Genomic DNA, 22,748 nt, shown 5'->3' with positions numbered 1-22,748 from the left:
TTGCAAATCGGTCTTGACCCGATAAATGGTACCGCTATCATTATGCCGAAATAGGAGACACCATGACCCCGCTCACCATCCGCATGCACGCTCGCGACAACGTGGCCATCGTGGCCAACGCCGGCGGTTTACCCGCTGGCACCGTGCTGCCCGACGGCCTGACGCTGAAAACCCAAGTGCCACAGGGCCACAAAGTCGCCTTGGTCGATCTGCCCGCCCACGGTGCCGTGGTGCGCTATGGCATTCCGATTGGCTATGCGTTGCAAGACATTGCGGCAGGCAGCTGGGTGCACGAACGTTTGTTGCAGATGCCTGAAGCGCGCGAACTGGACAACTTGCCGATCGCCACCATCAAGCCCGACCCACTGCCCCCGCTGGAGGGCTACACCTTTGAGGGCTACCGCAACGCCGATGGTTCAGTGGGTACGCGCAACATCTTGGCCATCACCACCACCGTGCAATGTGTGTCGGGCGTGGTGGCGTTTGCGGTCCAGCGCATCAAGGCCGAGTTGCTCCCCCGATACCCCAACGTCGACGACGTGGTGGGCATCGAGCACACCTACGGCTGTGGCGTGGCCATTGACGCAGACGGCGCGGAAATTCCAATCCGCACCCTGCGCAACATCAGCCTCAACCCCAACTTTGGCGGCGAAGTGATGGTGGTCAGCTTGGGCTGCGAGAAACTGCAACCCGAACGCTTGATGCCGCCAGGTGCCATTCCCATCAACGACCAACGCGGAGAAGCTTTGGACGTGGTGTGCCTGCAAGACGACGCCCATGTGGGCTTCATGTCGATGATTGACGACATCATACAAACGGCCACACGCCACCTCGAACGATTGAACCTGCGACGACGCGAGACGGTACCTGCCAGCGAACTGGTGGTGGGCGTGCAATGCGGTGGCAGCGATGCGTTCTCAGGCGTCACAGCCAACCCAGCTGTCGGCTTTTGCACCGATTTGCTGGTGCGTGCAGGCGCCAGCGTGATGTTTTCAGAAACCACCGAAGTGCGCGATGGCATTGACCAACTCACCTCACGCGCCACCACCCCCGAAGTGGCCCAAGCCATGATTCGTGAAATGGCGTGGTACGACGCTTACCTCGCCCGAGGCCGCGTCGACCGCAGCGCCAACACCACGCCTGGGAACAAAAAAGGTGGCTTGTCCAACATCGTCGAAAAGGCCATGGGCTCTATCATCAAATCGGGCTCTGCCCCGATTTCGGGGGTGCTGTCACCAGGTAACAAGCTCCAACAAAAAGGACTGATTTACGCTGCCACCCCAGCCAGCGACTTCATTTGCGGCACGCTACAACTCGCCGCGGGCATGAACATGCATGTGTTCACCACCGGACGCGGCACACCTTACGGCTTGGCAGAGGTACCCGTCATCAAAGTGGCCACACGCACCGACCTTGCCCGCCGCTGGCATGACCTGATGGACGTCAACGCAGGCACCATCGCCGATGGCGACAAAACGATTGAAGAAGTTGGGATGGAGTTGTTTCAACTCATGCTCGACGTGGCCAGCGGTCGCAAAAAGACGTGGGCAGAGCACTGGAAACTGCACAACGCCTTGGTGTTGTTCAATCCAGCCCCTGTGACCTGACGTGTTCACGCAGGCGCCCTAGAATCAAGACAGATTTTCTGCATCGTCCTGTGACCACCTCTTCGACCTCCTCCTCCCCTTACGCTCAGCGCCAACGCAACCCGCGCAAGCACATCACCAGCATCGCGCTGGTGGTCTTGCTGCATGTCTTGCTGCTCTGGGCGCTTCAATCTGGCTTGGCCCAGAAAGTGGTGAAGATCACCGAGATCAAAGTGGAAGCCATGTTGCTGAGCGACAACGTGCCACCACCCCCTGCCCCCCCGCAAACGCCACCACCGCCGCCCAAAACGCCGCCTCCTCCTGCTGCTGCACCGCTGCCAGTGCCCCCCAGCACCGCACCAGCCATCACGGTGCCGGTCGCACCACCCGCGCCGCCCAGCCCAGCGCCAGCCGTGGTGGCAGCACCGCCGGCCCCCGCGGCACCTGCCATCCGCACGGGCGCGACCATTCAAGCCGGCGCAAGCTGTGCCAAACCAGACTACCCCAGCGCCTCGCGTCGCTTAGAAGAAGAAGGCACCGTCACACTGAAGTTTTTGATTGGGACGGATGGGCGCGTGTTGCAAGCCGAGATTGAAAAGTCTTCCGGCTTTAACCGTTTGGATGAAGCGGCACGCAACGCGCTCTCCAAATGCCAATTCCGCCCCGGCACGGTGGATGGCAAGCCAGAGCAAAGCTGGGCCAGCATGAAATACACCTGGCGCTTGGAATAACGAATAAAAGGAGACAACACCATGCGATTTTTAAGTTTCAAAACAGACAACCACACGGGCGTAGGCTGGATCAAAGACGCGTCGTCCGAGACGTTTGTCGACCTGAGTTTGCTCGGCCTTGACTTGCCAGCAGATTTGAAAACGCTCATTGCCACAAAGGGTGCGATGGCCGCAGCACACACCGCTGCACAGAAGGCCCCCACCTCGGCCATCCGGACCTTGTCTTCGGTGGAACTGCTGCCATTGATCCCCAATCCCGGCAAGATTGTTTGTATGGGCTTGAACTACGCCGACCACGCCAAGGAAGGCGGCAACGCTCGCCCTGAATACCCCAGCTTTTTCATGCGCGGCGCCACCTCCATGGTCGGGCATCAAGGCGCCATCGTGCGCCCCAAAGCATCCACGCAGCTCGACTATGAAGCCGAATTGGCTGTGGTGATTGGTCAACGCGCACGCCACCTGACGGCAACCAACGCACTCGACTGCATCGCGGGTTATTCATGCTTCAACGACGCAAGTATTCGCAACTACCAACGCAAATCAGCACAGTGGACGATCGGCAAAAACTTTGATGGCACAGGCCCCTTCGGCCCTTGGCTGGTCACGCCGGACGAGTTGCCCATGGGCGCTGAAGGCTTACGTATTCAATCGCGTTTGAACGGCAAAGTCATGCAAGACGCCAACACGCGCGATTTCTTGTGGAACGTGGTGGAGTCGCTGCGCATCATCACCGAGTGCATGACCTTGGAGCCTGGAGACGTGGTCATCACCGGCACACCCGCCGGCGTGGGCTATGCGCGCACACCCCCTGTGTGGATGGCCCCGGGCGATGTTTGCGAAATCGAGATTGAAGGGATTGGCACCTTGTCCAACCCCATCGTCGACGAGCAATAAAAATATGCGCTATGGCGATGGCCGCTCAGCCACCGCCATGCGTTCGCTCAGACAAGCTCTGAAATTTCAATCAGATTCAAATCAGGGTCACGCACGTACACAGAACGAATTTTCTGTGTCGCACCGGTGCGCATGACTGGCCCCTCGATGATCGGCCACTCTGCGGCATGGAGTTTGACGATCACCTCATCCAAAGGGACGGAGGCGATGAAGCACAAATCCAGCGCCCCAGGCACGGGCACATGGGCTTTGGGCTCGAACTCTTTGCCGCGGACATGCAAGTTGATTTTTTGGTGGCCAAACTTGAACGCTTTGCGCGTCACCGGTGGCGTACCACCCACAAAACTCTCCAACGTCATGCCCATGACGCGTGTGTAGAAATCGACACAGGCATCTTCGTTGAAGGTGGTGAGCACCAAGTGATCGAGATGGTCAATCATGACGCTAGTCCTCTGAGTGCGTTCACATCAGCAGGCGCAGGATGCAAATCAGTGATGCGCCCTGCCTTGACCACTTGCCCCGGCACCTCATGGCCCACGATCTGTGGCAACTGACGTGCGAGTTGAATCAGTTTTGTCACATCCATGCCCGTGTCATAGCCCATGGCATCCAGCATATGGATCGCGTCTTCGCTGCACACATTGCCACTGGCGCCGGGTGCGTAAGGGCAACCACCCAAGCCGCCGAGTGAGCCATCAAAACGCGTGATACCCGCTTGCACAGCAGCCAAGATATTGGCCAAGCCCATACCCCGCGTGTTGTGAAAGTGCAGCGTGAGTTGGGTATGAGGCAACTGCGCTTGCAAAGCTTCAACCATGCGCTGGACTTGCACAGGATGCGCCATGCCCGTGGTGTCGCAAATGGTGATGCCACGCACGCCATGGTCTGCAAAACGACGCGCAATAGCCAGAACATCCGCTTGTGGGACGTCGCCCTCCATGGGGCAGCCAAAACATGTCGAGAGCGACACATTGATCGGTGTTTGGCCATCCACATAACGGACCACCCCCGCCAAGGCGGCAAAGCTCTGGGCGCGGGTCATGCGCAGATTCGAGAGGTTGTGGGTCTCAGAGGTCGACATGACCAAATTCAACTCATCCGCCTTCGCCTCCATCGCGCGCTCAGCGCCTCTGAGATTGGGCACAAGCACGGTGTACTCCACACCCGCGACACGCTGAATGCGCCCCATCACCTCATCGGCATCACGCAACATAGGAATGGCTTTGGGCGAGGTGAACGACGTGGCCTCAATCTTGGCGTAGCCACACAAACTCAAAGCATCGATCAATGCGACCTTGCTGTCGGTGGGAATAAACCCGGGTTCGATTTGAAAGCCATCACGGGTGACAACTTCGTTGAAATAAATGCGGGTCATGCCACGATGCCTTTGTCTTTGAGTGCTTGAATTTGTGCTGACGTTAAACCAATGTCGTGCAACACCGCATCGGTATCCTGCCCAATGCTGGGTGCATTGCGACGGTGGCTGCCAGGTGTGCGCGAGAGCTTCGGAATAATGCCGGGCACAGCCAACGATGTGCCATCGTCCATCTGCACGTGTTGAATCATCTCGCGTGCTTGGTAGTGTGGGTCTGCGGCAATGTCGGCCACGGTGTAAATGCGACCGGCGGGCACAGCGGCTTCGTCCAAAGCTTCCAACACTTGCGCAACGCTGCGCTGTGCAGCCCACACGCCAATCGCTGCGTCAATCTCAGCCACGCGTTTCACACGACCCGCATTGTCGGTGAGTGCTGGATCGTTGCCCAAATCGTCGCGCCCCATCGTGTGCATCAGCCGTTTGAAAATGCTGTCGCCATTGCCTGCAATCAACACATAACCGTCATCTTGACAGCGGTAAGCATTGCTCGGGGCAATGCCAGGCAAGGCGCTGCCTGCGGCTTCTCGCACCACGCCAAAGGCGCTGTACTCGGGCAGCAAGCTTTCCATGCAATTGAACACGGCCTCGTACAAAGCCACGTCGATCACTTGGCCTTGTCCACTCGTTTGACGCTCTTGCAACGCCATCAAAATGCCAATCACGCCATGCAGCGACGCCAAAGTGTCACCAATGCTCACACCGACACGCACGGGCACACGACCCGGCTCAGCCGTGAGGTGGCGCAAACCACTCATGGCCTCGGCCACCACACCAAACCCGGGCTTGTCGCGGTACGGCCCCGTTTGCCCATAGCCACTGATGCGCAGCATGATGAGACGCGGGTTGATGGCCAACAACGCCTCAGGACCCAAGCCCCAAGCTTCCATCGCACCCGGGCGGAAATTCTCAATCAACACATCGGCGTCTTGCACGAGCTGACGCACGATGTCTTGCGCTTCTTGCTCTTTCAGGTCCAGTGCCACCGAGCGTTTGTTGCGCGACTGCACTTGCCACCACACCGAGGTGCCGTCTTTGAGCAAGCGCCATTTGCGCAGAGGGTCACCGGTCTTGGGGGTTTCAATTTTGATGACGTCAGCACCAAAGTCAGCCAAGGTTTTGGCCGCAAACGGGCCAGCAATGAGCTGCCCAAGTTCAATCACTTTGAGCCCTGTTAACGCGGACATGGTTTTAAGCTTTGTAAATCAGACATGGCTAAGACTGTAAAAACAAAATGCCAACAAGAAAATTGCTCATGCGTAAAATCTCCTTCGCTTTTTGCGAAGGTCAACAGAGTCACCCATGAAACAAAGCTTTAACCTCAGCAGATTCGACTTTGTGACCTTGCGCCTGTTTTGTGCGGTCGCTCAAACGGGCAGCATCACCAAAGGTGCAGAAACCTGCCATTTGGCGTTGTCAGCGGCCAGTCGACGCTTGTCAGAGTTCGAAGCAGCGACTGGGTCGCTATTGTTAGATCGCAGTCAAAAAGGCGTGCAATTGACGTCTGCGGGGCACTTGGCATTGCAGCACTGCATTCGTTTATTTCAAGGCTTAGAGCGTTTCAACAGTGAGATCAGCGATTACTCGCAAGGCATTCGCGGTCATGTGCGCTTGTGGGCCAATATGTCTTCTCTCACGGAGTACCTGCCGCACATCCTTCACACGTTTTTATCTGAACACGCCGATATTCGGGTGGAAGTGGAAGAGCAACTCAGCGGCGACATTGCGCGTGCATTGGTCGACGGCATTGCAGATATTGGTGTCTTGGCCGACGAAACGCCGATGGATGGATTGACAGTTTTACCCTTTCAAACCAACGAATTGGTCGTACTCACCCATGCCACGCACCCGCTGGCCAAACTCAAAGCTGTGGACTTTAAAACGTGTCTGCAATACGACTTCGTTGGCCTGAATACAGGCAGCTCACTGTTAGAACTCACCTCGCGCGTGGCAGAACAAGAAGGTCAACACATGCACATGCGTGTACAAGTGCGGAGCTTTGACGCCATGTGTCACATGATTGCCGCAGGCTTGGGCGTTGGCGTGATTCCCTTGGGCGCCTGTGCCAGCCAAGTTCAAGCACTCCAACTCAAAGTGATTCGCCTCAAAGACGCTTGGGCACAACGTCAGTTGGTGGTGGCGTTCAACCCCAAACGTGAGTTATCTGCCTCGACCCAGCTTCTCTTGTCGGCCTTGCAACAGAGTTAGAACTCTGCGTGAAAACGCGCTGCGTACACCTGTATAGGGCCACGATCCGCGTTGTAAGCAGGGTTTTGAATGTGTTGAAAATCTGCCGTCAACCATGTGCCTCGTGCCACTTGAAAGCTGTAAAAGGTTTCCAAAATTTGCTCTGGGCGGTAGTTGAGTTGGCCATCACCAATGAAATACGAAATGCCACCGGCCTTCAAAAACTGCTGCCGGTCTGCAGACAAGGTGTTGCGCATGAACGCCACGCCCACCGCGTCATCCGCTCGACCCCACAAACCACCCTTGAACACCAAACCGGTCGACAAAGAGCTGTCCACCTCGGTGAATGCATGGGTTTCGGTGTGGCCATCCGCCTTCATGGCGCGTAAGAAAAACCCCACATCGGCGTTGATGGCCTGCTCGACGTTGAAGCCTAGACCGTATTTCACTTTTTCACCGTTGCGAACAGCGATGAGCGCATCAGGCCCCGTTTGCACAGGCGTGCCTGGGCGTTGCAACCACTGCGTGGCATCATTGAAACTCGCCAACTGTGCACGGTTGCGCCACGCCAGCACGCGCAATTTACCGGGTTGATTCAGCAGTTGATGCGAGCGCTCGAGCTCCACTTGGTCGCCATAGTGGCGTGCTAGGGCAAAGTCGGTGGGCTGGGCATTCGGTGATGTTGGGCCAGTCATGCGACCAAAGCGCAGCACCCAGTCGTCTTGGTACCACTCGGCCGCGAAGCCCCAACCAAAGCCGCGTGCATCTGCGGCGTAATCGTAAGCGGCGTAAGTCCAGTTGCCCCAGTTCATGAGCTGGGTGCGAGGGTCTTTGGCATAGGTGTTGTCGTCAAACACATCGAGGGTTGAGAAGTTGCCAACCGTCAATACCCAGCGGTTTTTATCAACCAAGCCGGCCATTTGGTTGAAGTCAGATTCAACGACCTCTTGACCCCCGCCTTGATTCCACGTCTGACGCACAAACAGTCGTTGGCGATACAGCTTAGGGTCAGTTCCCCCTGCGCGGGTAATTTCACCGTTGGTAAAACCGCCCAAGCCCACCAAGTTGCCAGTGAATGGCAAACCTTGCGTGATTTCAGGGTTGAAATACAACTCTCCGCCTTGCCAAGGACGAAAGCCCCAATGCGCGGTCGCACTGAGGGTGTACATGCGCTCGGCTTGAGAGGAAATACTGTTTGGACTCGAATAAGGCGCATTGAACGCCAAGTGGCGCTGCGTGTTGTAGGTGATTTGGTAACGGGCCGATTCATCTTCCGTTTCGGTGGTCTGCGCCCATCCCGTGCAGGCGAACAACGCCAACAGAAAGCCCAGAATTTGAGATGGCGAAGAAGAAAAAGACATGAAACGAAGAATAGGTCAATCAACCAACAAAAAAAACAACCAGATGCATTGTATGAAGCGAGAGGCAAAGGCATAACTTACCCCGCCAACGTGACCATTTCATGACAACTTGGCGGCCTGATGCACATGCTTCACACGATTGACACAAATATGTCACGCGAAAAAGATAATATTGTTTCTATGAACCACGGCACCTTACTTGCAGCGATCGATTTAGGCTCCAACAGCTTCAGACTTGAAATTGGTCGTTACGACCATGGACAAATTCAACGCGTTGAGTATTTGAAAGAAACCGTCCGTCAAGGCAATGGCTTAGACGAAGATCGAAACCTCACGCCAGACGCTATGGAACGGGGCTGGGCTTGCTTGGCGCGTTTTGCCGAACGTCTTTCTGGTTTCAAAAAATCCCAAGTGCGTGCGGTGGCCACCCAAACGCTGCGCGAAGCCAAAAACCGAGAAGCCTTCATTCAACGCGGTTGCGAAATTTTGGGGTTCCCCATCGAAGTGATTGCAGGCACCGAGGAAGCGCGCTTGATTTATCAAGGTGTTTCGCACATGCTGCCGCACAGCGATGAACGCCGGTTGGTGATCGATATTGGAGGCCGCTCCACGGAATTGGTACTGGGCATGGGCACGCAAGCCAGCCAAACAGCCTCATTCCGAGTGGGCAGTGTGACATGGTCCATGACGTACTTCCCACAAGGGGAGTTCACCGAACAAAGCTTTTACCGCGCTGAAATTGCCGCACAAGCGGTGTTGGAAGAAGCCCTCAGCAGCTACCCCCGCACGCAATGGGACACCGCCTACGGTGCATCAGGCACCGTCGGCGCCGTAGCAGACATCTTGGCGCTGTCGGGTTGGCCCGAAGGGCAAGTGACGCGCGAAGGCTTGAACTGGTTGGTGAAATGTTTACTGCGTGCAGGCCAGGCGTCCAACGTTCGCATGGAAGGTTTGAAAGAAGACCGACGTGCCGTGATTGGCGGAGGTGTGAGCGTCCTGCGCGCATTGATGGAATTGCTGGAAATCGACACATTGCAAGTCGCACAAGGTGCCTTACGTCACGGGGTGTTGTTCGAGATGGTCGAACGTGATGACCACAACACCGATGCGCGGGACGTATCGGTCCAACGGCTGGCTCAAAAATTCTCGGTGGATGCGGCGCAAGCCCAACGCGTGAGCAAAGCGGCCTTGACGCTGTTTGAGCGCATCGGGCCCAAGGACACCGCAAACACCGACAAGCTAGAACGCAAACTCGCCTGGGCTGCCAGCCTGCATGAGGTCGGCATGGCCATCTCACACAGTGACTATCACAAGCACGGCGCCTACATTTTGGACAACGCCGACCTGTTGGGTTTTGGCATGCAAGAACTGCATCGTCTCAGCGTGCTGATACTTGGTCAAAGAGGCAAACTGAAAAAATTAGAAGCGGAGTTCGATGAACCCGAATTCGTCAAACTGCTCTTAGCGCTACGCATTGCGATCATTTTGTGCCATGCACGCAAAGAGCCAGACCATGGCGGCCTCTCCTTGCGGTGCAATGACCTGCGACAACTGTTTGTTTTAACGGCAGATACCGCGTGGATAAACCGCTACCCACAATCGGCGCATCTACTCAGACAAGAGTGTGTCGCATGGGAGCGTACGCCTTGGTCGCTTCATTTTTTGAATCATTAACAAAAAAGAGTAAACGGTTTATACTGTTTACTCTTTTTCAACTGAAGGTCGATCAATGACAGCCCAAGCCACCCCGGTCAAAGCCACCCTAGAAACCAAAGTGGTTGCACCACAATCCGTGAAAGCCGTTGCGCCAAAGGCAGCAGCAAAGCCACGTGCAGCAGCCAAGAAAGCAGCCATAAAAGTACCTGCGAAGCCCACAGCCAAAGCCGCTGCCAAACCTCTAGCGCCAAAAGCAAAGCCTGTGAAAGCAACAAAAGTCGCAGCCCCTAAAAAGGCCGTGGTCGCTACCAAACCCGTCAAAGCAGAAAAACCAGCCAAGGTGAAAAAACCTAAACTGGTTCGCGACAGCTTCACCATTCCTAAAGACGAATACGAGGTGATCGACGCCCTCAAAATGCGCGGTGGAAAATTAGGTCAGCCTGTCAAGAAAAGCGAACTCTTGCGTGCAGGCATCAAAGCACTGGCCGCCATGAGCGACATTCAATTCAAAGCCGCCTTGATCAAGGTGCCCACCATCAAGACCGGTCGTCCCACGAACGCGAAATAAGGTCAGGACAGACCACGGTCAACAGCACTGTTTGCAGTTGACCTTCGCGTACGCGCGTGCGCAGCCACCACACACTGCCCTTGCGAATGGCACAAGCTTGCTCAGGCATCCCGAGCAAGCGGGCCACCAACTCTCCCAAATAAGGCTGGTGTCCCACCAAAAGCACAGGACCTTTGCCCTGGGGGCCTGTTTCCGGGTGCCACTTGATCAAATCCAGCACAGCATCTGCATTGCTGTCTGGCATCAACTCTTCGCGCAATTTAAATTTACGGCCCAAAGCCTTGGCCGTTTGCTCCGTCCGCTTCGCAGGACTACACAGAATACGGGTGCCGTCTGGCAAATGGCTGTCTAACCACGCGGCCATGCGTTGGGCTTGTCGATCGCCTTTAGACGTCAACGCACGTGATAAATCATCATCGCCCTGTGCGGCAACTTCTGCTTCTGCATGGCGCCACAAAATCAAATCCATTGCCGATCCCTTCAAACTTTGGCGGAATACAAGGCTTTCAATGCAGCCTGCGCGCTGTGCGGCTCTTTGAGTTTTCCAGCCCGTGTTTTGGGTGCTTGCACGCGCTTGTAATGCCCTTCTCCATCCAACACCCAAGCATCGACGTTGTCTTGTAAATATGCCACCAAACATTCGTTGACGATTCGCGTACGCAACGCCACGTCTTCGACAGGCCAAGCCAGCTCAACACGACGCAGCATGTTGCGGTTCATCCAATCGGCGCTCGACAAATACAAGACTTCGTTATCACCGCTGGCAAAGTAAAACACGCGTGAATGCTCTAAGAATTGGCCGATGATGGAACGCACACGGATGTTGTCCGTGAATCCGGCGCGCTGTGCAGGCAACATACAAGCGCCGCGAACGATCAAATCAATTTGCACACCAGCTTGACCTGCACGCACCAAAGCCTCCATCAGCTTTTCATCCGTCAACGTGTTCATCTTCAACACGATGCGACTGGCGACACCTGCAGCAGCAGAGGCGGCCGTTTTATCCACCCATTCGATCAAGCTACGTTGCAAATGAAACGGTGCAATGAGCATCTTGTTGAGACGCGGAATTTTGCTTTGGCTGGCCAATAGATTGAAGACCGTTTCCACGTCTTGCGTCAGCTTAGGGTCACAAGTGAGGTGGCTTAAATCGGTGTAGAGCTTGGCCGTGCGGGGGTTGTAGTTACCTGTCGACAGGTGTGCGTAGCGACGAATGACGCGGCCTTCGCGACGCGACACCAGCAGCATCTTGGCATGGGTTTTCAAGCCCACAACGCCATACACCACTTGTGCACCGATGTATTCCAGTTTTTCAGCCCAATTGATGTTGGCCTCTTCGTCAAAGCGCGCTTTCAGCTCCACCACCACGGTCACTTCTTTGCCGCGTTGTACGGCCTCACGCAGCAACTCCATCAACACCGAATCGGCACCTGTGCGATAAATCGTTTGCTTGATGGCCAACACATCGGGGTCGCGCACGGCGTCACGCAAAAAGGCGAGTACGCCATCAAAGCTCTCATAGGGCTGATGAATCAAGACATCGCCCGCCTGCAATTGCTCAAAAATGGAGGTGTTGGGATTGAGTTGGTGCGGGAAGCTGCCCACGTAGCGTGGGAACAGCCACTTGGGGTTGTCCACCAAATCAATCAACTGATTCAAACGAACCAAATTGACGGGGCCATGCACGCGGTAAAGCGCGGAGGCAGGCAGCTCAAACTGCTGCAACAAAAAGTCCGACAAATGCTCCGAACAGCCCGCCGACACTTCCAAACGCACAGCTTGGCCATAGTTGCGATGCACCAGCCCTTTGCGTAAGGCCGTGCGCAAATTTTTCACATCCTCTTCGTCTACCGCCAAGTCTGAATGGCGCGTCACGCGAAATTGAGAAAACTGGCCCACATCGCGGCCAGGAAAGAGGTCTTTCAAGTGGGCGCGAATCACGCTGGAGATCGACACGAACAACTGGCGCTTGCCAGACAATTTTTCAGGAATGGGGATGAGGCGCGGCAAGCTGCGAGGTACTTTGACAATCGCAATTTCGTTGTCACGACCAAAAGCATCTTTGCCCGAAAGGCGAACAATGAAATTCAGCGACTTATTCGCTACTTGAGGAAAGGGGTGTGCGGGGTCTAAGCCCACAGGCAAAAGCAGCGGGCGAACTTCACGATCGAAATAGGACTTCACCCAACGGTGCTGTGCCAAGTTGCGCTCACCGTGCGACAAAATACGCACACCTTCTTTGGCGAAAGCTGGCATCAGCACGTCGTTGTAGAGCGCGTATTGCTCATCGACCAACGCGTGTGCCACCTCGCTCAAATTCAAATGTGCTTTGGCACTTGCGGCATCTGGCGCGGCTTTGGGTTTTTCGATGCTGGAATAAAGTGCAGCACGGACTTCAAAAAACTCATCCAAATTCGATGAGACGATGCACAAATAGCGCACACGCTCTAACAACGGCACATCTGGACGCTTCGCCCAATCGAGCACGCGTGCGTTGAAAGCCAGCAGACTCAAATCTCGGTCTAACCAGTCGGTCGAAACCGGGGCTACAGGTGTCTTTGGGGTCGTTGGCGCAGTGGTCATGTGAATACCTAATTTCAATGCCTGCAAGTTTGTCTTGCCATCGTGACAATCTTGTGACAAATCAACGTAACTTTGCAAGCTTGACGTATTTGAAAAAGCAAAGACTGCGCGCCAGCGCACGTTTCCCGGTCAATTTCATCGTGGGGAAATTTTGACCAAATGTGACTCAAACAAACGCGTGGCTTCGTCCCAACTAAAGCTCAACGCCTGCAAACGTGCGTTGTGACGCGGCACCTTGAGCGCCTCTAAACTGGCCAAACCCAAATCGTCATGCAAGACACCGCCCTGCGGGCGCGGCGTTGACCCCGTCTGATCACGCAACACCTCCAAAGGTCCATCGACAGGATAAGCCGCCACGGGCGTACCACACGCCATGGCTTCGAGCATCACCAAGCCAAAGGTTTCGTTACGGCTAGGAAAAGTGAAGACATCTGCACTGGCATACACCTTGGCCAATTCATCACGCGGCAACACACCCAGCCAACGGACATTGTGAAAGCGCTCTTTCAACTGAACTTCTAAGGGTCCGACACCACAAACCACTTTGCTGCCATGCCAAGGCATCGCTAAAAATTGATCGATATTTTTTTCATATGACACGCGCCCCACGTACAACGCAACAGGACGCGGTAAATCGTCCAAATCGGGATGGTGCTGAGCGGCCGAGAAAAACTCAAACAAACACATGTCCACGCCGTGGGTCCAACTGCGCAAGTTTTTAAAGCCCTTGCCATCCAGCAACCGCATCACACCTTGTGTGGGCACCATCACCCCCGAAGAAGGCCGATGAAAGTGCCGAAACAAGGCATAGCCCATCCACAAAGGCACACGCAAAGCAGCCTTCAAAATTTCAGGAAATCGCGTATGAAATGCCGTCGTGAATGGCAACTTTGCACGCAGGCAATATTTGCGGGCCGCCCAGCCCAAAGGACCCTCGGTCGCAAGGTGAATGGCATCCGGTGCAAAACGATCCAGCTGCGCTTTGAGCTGCGCAAAGGGTCGCACCGCCAGCTCAATGCCCGCATAGCCTGGACAAGGGCGCGTCTGAAACAGACCCGGATGTATCACTTCAACCTGATGGCCTTGCGCATTGAGTTGGTCCACCAACTCAACCAAAGTGGTGACAACACCATTAATTTGTGGACGCCATGCGTCTGTGATCAATGCAATCTTCATGCGACTTTGAGCAACTTCGGTTTTTCAACTGCCTTGGCTTCCGCATTCCAAAACACCAGTTCCAAACGACCGTCTTTATGCTCAACCAAAGCACTTCGGCTTTCCACCCAATCACCATCATTGCAGTACAAAACGCCGTTCACATCACGAATTTCAGCGCGGTGAATATGGCCACACACCACCCCTTGATAGCCATGCTTGGCAGCTTCATGCGCCACAGCATTCTCGAAATCAGTGACGTAGTTCAAGGCCTTTTTCACCTTGTGTTTCAAATAAGCAGACAACGACCAATAAGGCAAGCCCAATCGACCACGCATATTGTTCAAATAGCGGTTGAGCTTGAGCGTGAATTCGTACAAATAATCGCCCACATACCCCAGCCACTTGGCTTGCTGAACCACGGCGTCAAAGTAGTCACCATGAATGATCCACAACTTACGGCCGTCTGCCGTCAAGTGCGTGGCTTCCTCCACCACTTCAATGCCGCCGAATTGATGGTCTAAAAATCCACGCGCAAATTCATCGTGATTGCCAGGCACATAAATGACCCGGCATCCTTTTCGCGCTTTGCGAAGCAGCTTTTGCACCACATCGTTGTGCGCTTGTGGCCAATACCATTTTCGACGCAACTGCCAGCCATCGACGATGTCACCTACCAAGTACAAGTAGTCACTGGTGTTGAGCTTCAGAAAATCAAGCAAAGCATCGGCTTGGCATCCAGGCGTTCCCAAATGCAAATCAGAAATGAAAATCGCCCGGTAATGCATCAAGCACCCAAAAAGTGTTTGCGGTAACGTGCAGGCATGTCATTGATCTTCATGAGCATCGGCAGATCGGCGGTGTTGAAGTCAGGGTCCCATGCAGGCGCACCCAACACTTTGGCGCCCAAGCGCAAATAGCCTTTGATCAATGCAGGTGGCTCAAAAGCGGGGTTGACTTCCCACTCATCCACAGGCAACGCCAAACGAGGGGTGACATGGTCCGACACTTCGGCCAAATGTGTTTGCTTGAGTTGGTGCCAAATGCTCGCAGCCACTTCGCCACTGATGACACCTTGATGCAACATCGGAATGCTGGCACAACCGATCATCACATCCAACTTGTTACGCACCATGAACTCAGCCAAAGCACCCCACAGCGCCATGATCACGCCACCGTGGCGGTGCTCAGGATGCACACAGCTGCGACCCAACTCCACCATACGTTCGCGGTAAGCACGCAAGCGAATCAGATCAAACTCTAAGTCAGAATAGGTGCTGCCAATGCGTTTCGCTTGTGCGGGCGTGAGCACGCGGTAGGTGCCAATGACCTGCTCGGTCGCATCATCGCGAATGATCAGGTGTTCGCAGTAATCGTCAAACAAATCGATGTCATGGCTTGGAATGCTCTCTTTCAAACGTGCCCCCATTTCCGTGGCAAACACGTCGTAACGCAAACGCTGCGCCTCACGCACCTCATCTTGGTGCTTGGCCCACTCAACAATCAGCGCTGGACGCTCTTGAGTTTTTTGGGGCGCAACAAGATTTTTTTCAGCTTGATGATCGTGTCGATGAAGTGACCCCCGAGGGAAGTCGATCAACGACAACGGCATCGTGGGGTTTGGCAATTCTTTCATGGTCAGTCCTTTTTTTGACGTGATGTATGTCTTGCAATGGCTGCAATTCTCAAAACATCGCGTGACGGGACCAAGACGAAACCATGAAATTTTGATGACACACCTTTAACCGCTTTGTCACATCAGACATCTAAACTTCTTGGTGTTTATGCTGCTTATCAAATATCTACGCCTGATACAGGCATTCCTTCGTGCGTTTTGGATTTTGTGGGTGCAATTTCCTCGCCTCAATCGCGAAGAAAAGCTCTTGGCTATCCAAACTTGGTCCACTCAGACCTTGGCGGTGATGGGCGTGACGGTCAACGTCGTAGGCCACATTGAGCGACCGCCTTTGTCCAACACAACCCAACTGTTGGTGGCCAACCATGTGTCTTGGCTAGATCCGGTGGCGATTCAAACCGTGCAACCCAGCATCTTTGTGGCCAAAGAAGAAGTGCGTCGTTGGCCGGTCGTCGGCACCATTGCCCAAGCCTGCGGTGTGGTGTTTGTGAACCGTGGCTCACCCAGCTCGGCACGATACATGGTCACCCAAGTGGCAACAGCCATGGGAAGCGGCCACAACGTCGCCGGATTTCCTGAAGGCACCAGCACCTTGGGCCACACGGTCGACATGTTTCATGGCAACTTGTTCGAGGCCGCCATTCAACAAGACGTGCCCGTGCAGCCCTTGGCTCTGCGTTACACCAGCACACAGACAGGCGAGCACTGCACGAGGGCTGCGTTTGTCGGCGACGTGAGCTTTCTCAGCTCACTTCACCAAGTGATGCGTGCCCGAGATGGCATCTGCATCACGCTGCATGCAAGCCCCTGCTTGATGCCGCAAGGTCACTCCAGAAAGAGCTTGGCCTTGTTGGCACGCAGCAGCGTGACCGCGCAGCTAGAGGCCCTCAGCGTTAGCTGATCTACTCTTGCGGCGGCAAAAACTCAGCGCCAACCCGCCGCCACCAGAGCCGGTAACCCCGTAGCCACGAGTGGCAACCACGAGATCAGCACCGTGCCCACAAAAATGGCCGCCAAAGCAGGCAGCACGGACAGCGCGACATCGCGCAAGCTCTTGCCAAACACAGCAGACGCAAAGTAAATGTTCATACCAGCGGGCGGACACAAGAAGCCCATTTCCATATTGGCCAAGAAAATGATGCCGAAGTGAACGGGATCAATGCCGTAGCTCACGGCGAGCGGCAGCAACAGCGGCACCAGCACCACAATGGCTGCGTAAATTTCCATCAAAGCACCGGCGAAAAACAAAAAGACGTTCAAGGCCAACAAGAAGACCCACTTGTTGCTCGTGACGCCTTGCACCCAATCCGTCGCCAAATCGGGAACGCCTGCGTCAACCAAGAAATTCGTGAGCCCTAAGGCCATGCCCAAAATCAACATGACCCCACCAATGATTTGTGCACAGGTCGACAAACATTGGGCGAGCAAGCGACCATTCAATTCACCGTGCGCCAAGGTCTGTGTGAGCACCGCGTAAATGGCCGTCAAAGCAGCACTTTCTGTGGGCGTGGCGAGTCCCGATACCAGCGAACCAACAGCGACAACTGGTGCCAAAATTTCCCACTTGGCTTGCCACAAAGCACCTCTTAAAGAAAGAGGTTCAGAAGATGACATGACAGTCGTTGGTGCACGAGACACGCGGAGGTATCCACCAAATACCAGCAAGCAGCCCACCATCACAAAAGCAGGAATCAAACCTGCCAAAAACATGGTGTTGATGGGTACGCGAGCGATGATGGCATACATGATCAACGGCACAGAAGGTGCTAGGAGCACCCCCAACGCGCTGGCACTGGTCACCAAACTGATGCTTTTTTTCTCGGGATAACCTGCGTCACGCAGCAGCGGCAACAACAACCCACCCAACGCCAAGATCGTGACGCCACTGCCCCCTGTGAATGCGGTGAAAACAGAACACAACACCGTTGTCGCCACCACCGAGCCCACAACACCTTGACCAAACATGGCCAGAAATACCGCACCTAAGCGCTTCGCAGCGCCTGTACGCGCAAAGACCAAACCTGCCAACGTGAACAATGGCAAAGCGGGCAACGACGGGTTCACCGTGATTTGGTAGTGAGACAACGCGATCGATGCCAGTGGCAACCCCGCTTGCCAAAACAGTGCCAAAGCCAGCCCACCCAACACAGCAAAAATTGGGGCGCCACACAACAGCATGAAAGCCAAACCCAACACCATCGGCCATAACGCAACGACTTCGCCGTCATCAACCAGTCCCAAGCCGCAGCCCAACACTGGCAGTAGAAGTCCTAAAAAAATTCGCCCCCCCAACTGGGGTACGCAACGTCCGGCCAACTTAAAGCCGAGCAAGGCAAAACCTATAGGCATCGCCAATTGCACCCACCACATCGGTATGCCGTAGGCCAAGCTTTGTGCGCCCTCGCGTTCACTCGCGACAAACTGCCAGCTCGCCCAAACCAACAACCCACACACCAACGCAGCAGCGCCTTGCGCCCAAGGCTGAAAACCTTTGAACACGGCACCTAAACTTGTGAGGTGCCCATGCCGCTCGGCGGCCAATGCACCCCACATGGCCATCACCAAACCGAGGTGCTGCACCAACACAGGGGCGTTCTCCACACCACGGCCTAAGACTGGGCGGGCAACAATTTCAAGGATGGGAATCAGCGCCATCAACGTCAGCGCCACCCCTGCCAGTGCTTCATCCAACGGCCAAATTTTTCGCATCACTTCGCCTTGCTCGCGCGATAAACCTTCAGATGACGAAACACTTCATCGAACGTATCAGCAGGCACCAAGGTCCCACGAATGCGCGGGTAAAGCTTGTCAGCGAGGTCTAACCATTCGCGCATTTGATCCGCATTCGGCTTGTTGACCACCAACCCACGCTTTTTCATGGCGTCGACCGCCTCATCGACTTCTTGACGGGCTTTGGTGCGAATTTGCGACCCCGCTTTTTCACCAGCGATGCGCACCGCCTCTTGCGTGGGGGGTGACATCTCATCCCAAGCCTTTTTTGTCACCACCAAGGCACCCACAATTGGCGCCCAATTGATCTCTAACATGTTGGGTGCCATGGTGTAGACCTGACTGGCCAAGGCAAAGTAAGGCGTCGAGGGCACCACATTGATCATGCCGGTTTGGATGGAAGGCAAGATGTCACTGGTTTCCAAGGGCACGGGTGTGTAGCCCAAATTTTTCATAATTTCTTGCTGGTCGGCCTCACCACCCCACGCAAAAAACTTCATCTTTTTGTAGTCATCAGGCTTGAATGCAGGCTCCTTCGAAAAAAAGCGAACCCAGCCTGCATCCCCCCACGCGAGGACCACGAAGCCTTTGTCTAAAAACTTCTTCTCTATAGCAGGGCGCATTTTTTCACGCACGTAATCAACCTCTTCCCAACTCTTGAACAGCAGCGGCATGGCCTGAAGTGCGCTGATTGAGGGCTCAATTTCGTGCAAGCCCACGACAGACAACAGTGCGCCTTGTAGCTGTCCAATACGCATGCGGCGTGCCAACTCGGTCTCACCGCCTTGGCTACCATCTGGATACACCACATACTTAGCGCTGCCACCTTGCGCAGCACGCCATGCCTCGCCGACCTCTAAAAGTTGACGGTGGTAAAGCGAGTTTTTAGGCGCAAGCGTCCCGATACGAAATGGTTTGTCAGCCGCCAACACAGGACTCATGGCCCCCACATAAACGGCCATGACCAACAAAGCAGACTTCAACATAGCAAAGCTTTCAAAATAAATCGTCCGTCATCTCAAGCAGCCATACCGCGCGTTCACGCATGACTTCGTTTTGCAAATGTCGGTGACGCGTCGACACGTCAACGGCTTGGTGCAACAACTGTTCAAACATCGCGCGGTCTTGCACAGCCAACGCAATACTTTCGGCCTTCGCCACATAGGGGCCAGCTTGGGCGCCCGCACCATCACGCATGGCTTGATCGAAATACTGTGTGGCTTGCGTCACAGACCCGTTGGGCCGTGCGGCTTCAAACGTTCCCAAGAGACTGGCCAAAGCACCCTGCCCGTAACTCGGCTGAGACAGCCAAGCCCAATGCGCCAAGAGGATGGCTTGCGGCAAATCAGCCACCACATCAGGCTGATCTTTGGACAAAGAAATGAGCCCCCCCCAAGAGGCCGCAGCCCAGTAAGCCAGTCCCACTTGCTCCTCAGAGAGTTGTAGGGGCCGTGCCTTGGTAGGCTCAGCCAAAGCCCTAGTCAAACCAGGCTGATTCAACTCTAAAGCTGTCATGGCATGACGATGCGCACGACCATATAAACGTGCTGCACGTTCACGCAGCACAAACGCCGCTTTGGCATTCACTGATTCTGTTTTTTCAGCTTCGAAGGCCACAAAAGCGTAGGCGTATTGTGTGAAGCCAGCCGCCACAGATTGAGCCAGCTTCAAATTACCAGGCGACTCGCGCAGCAACGACTCTGACATCTTGAGATAGAAAGCACTGGCCTCGCGGACCAAGACCAGGTCCTCTTCAGTGGTTTGATCTTGATGACTTAATGCCTGTGCAGCTTGGTCCACCACATAGGGACGGATGGCACAAGCGGATAGCGCATGCACGAGACACAGGCAGCATAGCGCTTGAAAAATATGGCGAGAAATAAGGCCACCTTCATGTCAATCGATTGATAAATTGACATGAACTTTAGCTAGCGATTGTGAAAAATCAGTGACAAGGCAACAGACTCAAGTGTTGCCACCTAAGTAACGTTTGCGCCAAAAGAAAATCACCAAACTCACCGCCAAGACCAGCATGAACAAACTCGTCCACCACAAACCATGCTCATCATGAAGTACGGCAAAGGTTTCGAAATTCATGCCAAAAAAACCAGTGATCAAGTTCAAGGGCAAAAAGATGGCCGTCAGCACAGTCAGCGTGCGCATGATGTCGTTGGTGCGGTTGCTCTGCGCATTAAAGTGCATTTGCACGGCGGTTTCGGCACTTTGCTCTAAACGGCGCACATGGTGCACCACGCGCTCAATGTGCTCAAGCACATCGCGACTGCGAACTTTGAGCAATTCAAACGAACGTGGGTGCACGGCATGGGGCTCAACCACCGCATCAAGAGCATCGATCCAATCTTGAATGGCCGCACGTTGGTCTTCACAAATTTCATCCAAGTGGTGCAACGACAAACGGGCGTCCAGCAAAGCACTCCAATTGTTGAAGCGCGTTTTAGGATTGATCAACTCACTTTGCCAATGGTCAAGTTGACGCGTGAGTTCGCGGCGCAAATTGAGATAGCCGTCCACCATTTGGCTGATCACCCGCAGCATCAAATCAGGGGGGCTGACGGGCAATCGGTTTGGCTGTTGACCCGCTTGTGCATTCGCAGCCAAAGCGCCTAAGTTCAACAAACGCGCAGCGTAACTTTCGCGAATGGCACAGTCGGTCGGATGCACCGTCAACACCATGCGATCGAACACCACAAAAGCAACAGGGCTGGTATCAATGCGATGCAAAACGGGCGGTCCCCCCTTATCGCGCGAACGATGCAAGATCTCGCCTGGACGCGACAAGTCCGACTCTGTTTGTCCTGCGGCGAGTCGGCGAAACACCATCAAGTTGTAATCAGAGGTGTAGTCGTAATGCGAGGGCAGCTGGTTGTTCAACACGTCCGATACATGCAAATCCACAATTTGCGCGCCGCACAAGCGCTCTAAGGTGCCCTGAATCTCTTGCTGCAGCACCTCAAATTCACGACGCGCAAAGGCCATCCAGACGAAGCCTTGTTCGGGCAATCGTTCGGGAAGTTGTGCCGTTTCAGAAACGGCTTGTGGACTAATTTGAAAAACTCTCATGGCGCGAACTGTACGCGAGCCCACCAGCGGGACACTTAATCGAGGTGAACAATCACCGGCTTGATCGTGAAGACCTCGGGGTCATCTTTGTTCACCAGCACCTTGACCCAGTGGTTCGAGGGGCTGCCAAAGGTTTGCACGCGGGTGAAGTTGTTCAACAACTTGCTGGGCGCGTACAAAGGTTTGTCCATTTTGAAAAAATGATCATCGCCGTGCACCAACAAGACTTGACCTTTGAATTGCGCCGTCTCATACGCCACAGCCGCCATCAAAGACTGGTAGCCCGCGTACTCAGGCAACTGGCTTTCATCGACCTTCTCAGTTTCCAAGAGGTCAAACCCCGGATTGGCTTGAAAAACAATCACCACGCCCTTCGCAGCGCGGGTCGTAGCTTGCGCGAAACTGGAGGCCAACCATGCCAAGTTGGCTTGGTTGCGCGCTTCATACTCTTGATTAGCCTCTTCACAATCGGCGGGTGTGCGAACGCTTTTAGATGCACACGTTTTCGCATCGGGCACCCAGTTGTTGTTGCTGCCTGGCACATTCAAGCCCAGAAAAACAACACCCTCCACTTGAAAGCGCGTGTTCTCTGAAAACTTCTCCCCCAAGGCACCTTGGTTTTGCAGAGGCATTTTTTCTTGCCCAAGACTCAACGGCTGCGAGAAAAACGTACGACGAATGAGCGACAGCCGCTCTCGGCTGTTGTAGCCGCCGTTGTTGGTGCGGTGGCAATCGGTCCACTCGTTGTCACCGGGTACGTACACCGTGGGTTTCTTCATGCCCTCAAACATCACATAAGCCGCGTGATAGCCCGCGTCATCACAGCGTGAGCTGCCATCTTTGAAATCCCCATCAAAGATAGAAAACGCAACCTCTGAGCGGTTGATGCTGTTGATCACCGCTTGGGTTTGACGAGCGTCTTTGTTTTTTCCATAGGGCATGTCGCCCCACAAAGCAAATGAAAAATCAGCAGCGCTCGCAGCCATTGACAGGCACAAGCAGACAGAAAAACTCAGGGCTTTAAGCATGTCGATCAAACATAAAAAGACAGTTTGATCGAGCCATATGACAAAGGCGGATTCAAGGACGAAGTGCAACACGCTTTAACGAGGCATGGAATACCTCGTGAGGTGTCTTGAATCCTAGTCGCTTTCTGGGGCGATGATTCAATCGGTTTTCAATCATAGTCAATTCCTCATCCGTCACGG

General features: G+C 54.6%; 21 protein-coding genes. 7 read left to right on the top strand and 14 right to left on the bottom strand.

The window, feature by feature from the left end; all coding sequences use genetic code 11:
- The first annotated feature begins 62 nt into the window (after nucleotides 1–62).
- From garD to RMS95_RS02620, 3 genes are read left to right on the top strand one after another with little or no spacing between them, the layout of a single operon-like run.
- Nucleotides 63–1,607 carry a galactarate dehydratase gene (garD, locus tag RMS95_RS02630; protein ID WP_310643334.1) on the top strand — a complete coding sequence of 515 codons (1,545 nt, stop codon included), beginning with the start codon at nucleotides 63–65 and terminating at the stop codon, nucleotides 1,605–1,607.
- A 50-nt stretch (nucleotides 1,608–1,657) separates the two neighbouring features.
- Nucleotides 1,658–2,317, top strand: a complete 660-nt coding sequence (locus RMS95_RS02625; RefSeq protein WP_310643332.1) for an energy transducer TonB — start codon at nucleotides 1,658–1,660, stop codon at nucleotides 2,315–2,317.
- A 21-nt stretch (nucleotides 2,318–2,338) separates the two neighbouring features.
- On the top strand, nucleotides 2,339–3,211 hold the full coding sequence (locus tag RMS95_RS02620; protein WP_310643331.1) for a fumarylacetoacetate hydrolase family protein: 873 nt from the start codon (nucleotides 2,339–2,341) through the stop codon (nucleotides 3,209–3,211).
- Nucleotides 3,212–3,258: 47 nt separating this feature from the next.
- Here RMS95_RS02620 and RMS95_RS02615 read toward each other — a convergent pair whose 3' ends face one another.
- Genes RMS95_RS02615 through RMS95_RS02605 form a run of 3 tightly spaced genes read right to left on the bottom strand, consistent with a single transcriptional unit; the run spans nucleotide 3,259 to nucleotide 5,770 of the window.
- Nucleotides 3,259–3,651 (bottom strand): VOC family protein, encoded by a 393-nt coding sequence (locus tag RMS95_RS02615; RefSeq protein WP_310643329.1) that lies wholly within the window; start codon nucleotides 3,649–3,651, stop codon nucleotides 3,259–3,261.
- A complete protein-coding gene (locus RMS95_RS02610; RefSeq protein WP_310643328.1) occupies nucleotides 3,648–4,586 on the bottom strand; it encodes a hydroxymethylglutaryl-CoA lyase in 939 nt (312 codons plus the stop codon). Before RMS95_RS02610 ends, RMS95_RS02615 begins: the two co-directional genes overlap by 4 nt.
- Nucleotides 4,583–5,770: a CoA transferase gene (locus RMS95_RS02605; protein WP_310643326.1), complete on the bottom strand. Its 1,188-nt coding sequence runs from the start codon at nucleotides 5,768–5,770 to the stop codon at nucleotides 4,583–4,585. The genes RMS95_RS02610 and RMS95_RS02605 overlap by 4 nt, the downstream gene beginning before the upstream one ends.
- Nucleotides 5,771–5,885: 115 nt before the next feature.
- Between RMS95_RS02605 and RMS95_RS02600 the strand changes: the two genes are divergently transcribed.
- Nucleotides 5,886–6,791, top strand: coding sequence for a LysR family transcriptional regulator (locus RMS95_RS02600; protein ID WP_310643325.1), 906 nt, complete (start codon nucleotides 5,886–5,888; stop codon nucleotides 6,789–6,791).
- On the opposite strand, the gene RMS95_RS02595 is transcribed toward RMS95_RS02600, so the two are convergent.
- Entirely contained in the window at nucleotides 6,788–8,131 is a 1,344-nt protein-coding gene (locus RMS95_RS02595; protein WP_310643323.1) for a carbohydrate porin, read from the bottom strand. The two genes, RMS95_RS02600 and RMS95_RS02595, sit on opposite strands and share 4 nt — an antisense overlap.
- Nucleotides 8,132–8,311: 180 nt before the next feature.
- Between RMS95_RS02595 and ppx the strand changes: the two genes are divergently transcribed.
- Nucleotides 8,312–9,805 carry an exopolyphosphatase gene (gene ppx / locus RMS95_RS02590; protein WP_310643321.1) on the top strand — a complete coding sequence of 498 codons (1,494 nt, stop codon included), beginning with the start codon at nucleotides 8,312–8,314 and terminating at the stop codon, nucleotides 9,803–9,805.
- 55 nt (nucleotides 9,806–9,860) lie between these two features.
- On the top strand, nucleotides 9,861–10,355 hold the full coding sequence (locus RMS95_RS02585) for a hypothetical protein (protein ID WP_310643318.1): 495 nt from the start codon (nucleotides 9,861–9,863) through the stop codon (nucleotides 10,353–10,355).
- Here RMS95_RS02585 and sixA read toward each other — a convergent pair.
- The 5 genes from sixA to RMS95_RS02560 form a co-directional block, all read right to left on the bottom strand.
- Nucleotides 10,324–10,824 carry a phosphohistidine phosphatase SixA gene (gene sixA / locus RMS95_RS02580; RefSeq protein WP_310643316.1) on the bottom strand — a complete coding sequence of 167 codons (501 nt, stop codon included), beginning with the start codon at nucleotides 10,822–10,824 and terminating at the stop codon, nucleotides 10,324–10,326. The two genes, RMS95_RS02585 and sixA, sit on opposite strands and share 32 nt — an antisense overlap.
- An 11-nt stretch (nucleotides 10,825–10,835) precedes the next feature.
- A complete protein-coding gene (ppk1, locus tag RMS95_RS02575; RefSeq protein ID WP_310643315.1) occupies nucleotides 10,836–12,938 on the bottom strand; it encodes a polyphosphate kinase 1 in 2,103 nt (700 codons plus the stop codon).
- A gap of 135 nt (nucleotides 12,939–13,073) precedes the next feature.
- Nucleotides 13,074–14,114: a glycosyltransferase family 1 protein gene (locus RMS95_RS02570; protein WP_310643314.1), complete on the bottom strand. Its 1,041-nt coding sequence runs from the start codon at nucleotides 14,112–14,114 to the stop codon at nucleotides 13,074–13,076.
- Nucleotides 14,111–14,881 carry a UDP-2,3-diacylglucosamine diphosphatase gene (locus RMS95_RS02565; protein WP_310643313.1) on the bottom strand — a complete coding sequence of 257 codons (771 nt, stop codon included), beginning with the start codon at nucleotides 14,879–14,881 and terminating at the stop codon, nucleotides 14,111–14,113. Before RMS95_RS02565 ends, RMS95_RS02570 begins: the two co-directional genes overlap by 4 nt.
- Nucleotides 14,881–15,729 carry a GNAT family N-acyltransferase gene (locus RMS95_RS02560; protein WP_310643311.1) on the bottom strand — a complete coding sequence of 283 codons (849 nt, stop codon included), beginning with the start codon at nucleotides 15,727–15,729 and terminating at the stop codon, nucleotides 14,881–14,883. Before RMS95_RS02560 ends, RMS95_RS02565 begins: the two co-directional genes overlap by 1 nt.
- A 211-nt stretch (nucleotides 15,730–15,940) precedes the next feature.
- On the opposite strand from RMS95_RS02560, the gene RMS95_RS02555 reads away from it, so the two are divergent.
- Complete coding sequence (locus tag RMS95_RS02555; RefSeq protein WP_310643309.1) at nucleotides 15,941–16,630, top strand: lysophospholipid acyltransferase family protein; 690 nt, start codon at nucleotides 15,941–15,943, stop codon at nucleotides 16,628–16,630.
- Between the two features lie 23 nt (nucleotides 16,631–16,653).
- Here RMS95_RS02555 and RMS95_RS02550 read toward each other — a convergent pair whose 3' ends face one another.
- The 5 genes from RMS95_RS02550 to RMS95_RS02530 form a co-directional block, all read right to left on the bottom strand.
- Nucleotides 16,654–18,438, bottom strand: a complete 1,785-nt coding sequence (locus RMS95_RS02550; protein ID WP_310643307.1) for a TRAP transporter large permease subunit — start codon at nucleotides 18,436–18,438, stop codon at nucleotides 16,654–16,656.
- Nucleotides 18,438–19,445, bottom strand: a complete 1,008-nt coding sequence (dctP, locus tag RMS95_RS02545) for a TRAP transporter substrate-binding protein DctP (protein ID WP_310643305.1) — start codon at nucleotides 19,443–19,445, stop codon at nucleotides 18,438–18,440. The genes RMS95_RS02550 and dctP overlap by 1 nt, the downstream gene beginning before the upstream one ends.
- Before the next feature lie 10 nt (nucleotides 19,446–19,455).
- The gene (locus tag RMS95_RS02540) at nucleotides 19,456–20,298 is read right to left on the bottom strand and encodes a TRAP transporter TatT component family protein (protein WP_310643303.1); all 843 of its coding nucleotides are present in this window, start codon (nucleotides 20,296–20,298) and stop codon (nucleotides 19,456–19,458) included.
- Between the two features lie 126 nt (nucleotides 20,299–20,424).
- Complete coding sequence (locus tag RMS95_RS02535) at nucleotides 20,425–21,540, bottom strand: magnesium transporter CorA family protein (protein ID WP_310643302.1); 1,116 nt, start codon at nucleotides 21,538–21,540, stop codon at nucleotides 20,425–20,427.
- Between the two features lie 35 nt (nucleotides 21,541–21,575).
- Nucleotides 21,576–22,568: a hypothetical protein gene (locus RMS95_RS02530; RefSeq protein ID WP_310643300.1), complete on the bottom strand. Its 993-nt coding sequence runs from the start codon at nucleotides 22,566–22,568 to the stop codon at nucleotides 21,576–21,578.
- Nucleotides 22,569–22,748 lie beyond the last annotated feature (180 nt).

Source organism: Limnohabitans sp. (assembly GCF_031539175.1).
Lineage (GTDB): Bacteria > Pseudomonadota > Gammaproteobacteria > Burkholderiales > Burkholderiaceae_C > Limnohabitans.
Note: the sequence above shows the minus strand (reverse complement) of the source record. Positions and strands in the feature narration are given on the sequence as shown.